This is a genomic window from Endozoicomonas sp. SESOKO4 (genome assembly GCF_024606275.1).
Genome location: NZ_JAHHPS010000633.1, coordinates 1 through 2,674, shown reverse-complemented (window position 1 = coordinate 2,674; position 2,674 = coordinate 1). Strand labels below are relative to the sequence as shown.

Here is a 2,674-nt window from a genome sequence, read left to right as displayed (position 1 = left end):
ACACCAAGGGTAATCCTGTCACGCCTCTTGAGGCGGCACTGGACCTGCAGCGTTCTTTCTATGAAAACTCAAAGCGCAACCGGTTTATCAAGCAGTTGATAGAAGCTACAACCGATAAAACACGGACTTTGAATGACCCTGACAAGCTGTCTGCACTACGACCGATCATTCCACCTGACCGACCACTTCCCAAAGCTGGCGACAACAACCTGGATATTTTGTATAAGATTGTTCAGGATATAATCCACAGGGTCAATCAATCTGACCAGCAGCCACCTATAGGACAATTTGAAAAATATTGTTTTATTGAGTACTTCGTTCAATTATTTCTGTTCTACTCAAACCCACTTGAACTTATTCGTCATCTGTTAGGACAAATATCAGATTCAGCGGTAACGCATGAGATTATAATTGCTGCACAATCATTGAAATCTGCCAGTTCTTTTTCAAATACTTTTATGCAATTTCACCAACACCCATCGTTTCATGAATTACAACATTTCTTAAATGAAGGGTTAATTCAGTTGCATACCGACCCTTCACCCCGTGAGCCTGAAATCAGTTCCACCGGCCAAGTTCATAGCTTCGACAGTGCCTCTGGCTCTGGATACTCACAGCAGGGAGCAAGACCAAAGCGGCGCGCCCATAATCATCAGCCTAATGTGCTGCGCCAAAAAGGATTAAAGACAAGACAATCCTGTGATAATCATCAAACGCGTTTGGGAAGTACGCCATCCTTTACCAGAGCGGGTAGAGCCATCGCTGTACCTGCCAGGAAAACAATGGATGATTACATGAATATCAATGCTTTCCGCGATAATGCATTTAAAGTGGATAAGGTGAAACATGCACAAATTACCGATAATGAGTGCCCAATATGTCGTAAGCACTTTTCACGTACAGCAAGATTAGTGAAAACGCCATGCAATCACATTTTTCACGTGCTTTGTTTAAATCTGTGGCTCCAAAGAGAGCTACCTCATCTTTCAGTTTTAACTTGCCCTGTATGTCGATCAGAATTAAATAACTTAAAAGAAAAACTTAACAATTTAAACAAGCTATTAAAAAAATACGGCAATTGTCATTCGTTAGACAGTGCAAATAGAGCTGTTAAGGAATGGAATACGACAGAAACAGGTTATGAAGCTTTGTACCATTTTGTCCAACTTTGCAGGCACAACAGTAAGGTTTCAGATGACTCACGGTACGTCAATATCTTGAGAAAAATAATTCACCCCATTACAAAAGCCAACATTCCCCACGACCTTAGGATCAACTCGGCCACCTTCAGCCCCGATAGCCGTCGTGTGGTGACCGCCAGTAACGATTGTACAGCGAAAATCTATGGCCATAAGGCCGATGGATCATGGGAAGAAGAGGTCACTATCCGACACAATGGTACAGTCAAATCAGCCAGTTTCAGTAGCGACAACTGTCGTTTAATAACCGCCAGTACGGATCACAAGGCGAAAATCTTTAGCCAAGAGGATGATGGATCATGGACAAAAAAACTGACCGTTCAACATACTGGCAAGGTCAATTCAGCCACCTTCAGCACTGATAGCCACCATATAGTGACTGCCAGTGAAGATGGTACGGCAAAAATCTTTGCCCAAAAGGACGATAGACCATGGGAAAAAGAAGCCACCATTAGCCACAATGGTCCGATCCAATCAGCCACCTTCAGCTCCGATGACCGCCATGTGGTGACTGTCGGTAAAGATAACGTGGTAAAAATCACTGGCAGGTCAGCCAATGGATCATGGAAAATAAAAGCCACCATTTCCCATGATGACGCTATCAACTCAGCTACATTTAGCCCCGATGCCCGCCGTGTGGTGACCGCCAGTGAAGATTGTACGGCAATAATCTATGCCCAACAGGACGATGGGTCATGGGAAAAAGAATTCACCATCAGCCATATCGACAGCGATGGTCCAATCCAATCAGCCAGGTTCAGCCCCGATGACCGCCATGTGATGACTGTTGGCAGGGATGACCTGGTTAAAATCTATGGCAAGCAGGACAACGGACGATGGCTAAAAAAAGCCATCATTGCCCATGAAGATCGGATCAACTCAGCCACCTTCAGCGCCGATGGATGCCACTTGGTGACCGCCAGTGACGATAATACGGCTAAAATCTATGGCGAAAAGACCGATGCATCATGGGAAGAAGAAATTACTGTCTACCACTACCATAAAGTCCTCTCAGCCACCTTCAGCCCCGATAGCCGACATATGGTGACCACCAGTATCGACAGGGCGGCAAAAATTCATAGCCACAATGACAATGGATCATGGAAAGAAGACACCACTACCCTTCATAGAGATTGGGTCTGTTTTTGTTCAGCCACCTTCAGCACCGATGGCCGCTTTGTGGTGACCTTCACTATGGACAGGAAGGCAAAAATCCATACCCTGAAAGACGATGCATCATGGAAAAAAGAAATCACTATCTGTCACGATGGCACGGTACTCTCAGCCAGCTTCAGTGCCGATAGCCGCTTTCTGGTGACTACCAATTTCATGTCAGATGATGGTCGTTTTTACCACACTGCGAAAATCACTGAACTCTGGAAGGAAGAATGAAAGCAAACTGATCCATCGACACCAACAGGCACTAGCAGCCTGTCGGACTTAAGGCTGTCCTACTGCGGTTGCAATAAATTGGT

1 protein-coding gene is annotated in these 2,674 nt (G+C 45.1%); it reads left to right on the top strand.

All coding sequences use genetic code 11. From position 1 onward, the window contains the following. Window positions 1-2,591, top strand: a 2,591-nt coding sequence (locus tag KDK16_RS12340; RefSeq protein ID WP_257276346.1) for an RING finger domain-containing protein, incomplete at its 5' end; no start/stop codon positions are given. Window positions 2,592-2,674: the final 83 nt, after the last annotated feature.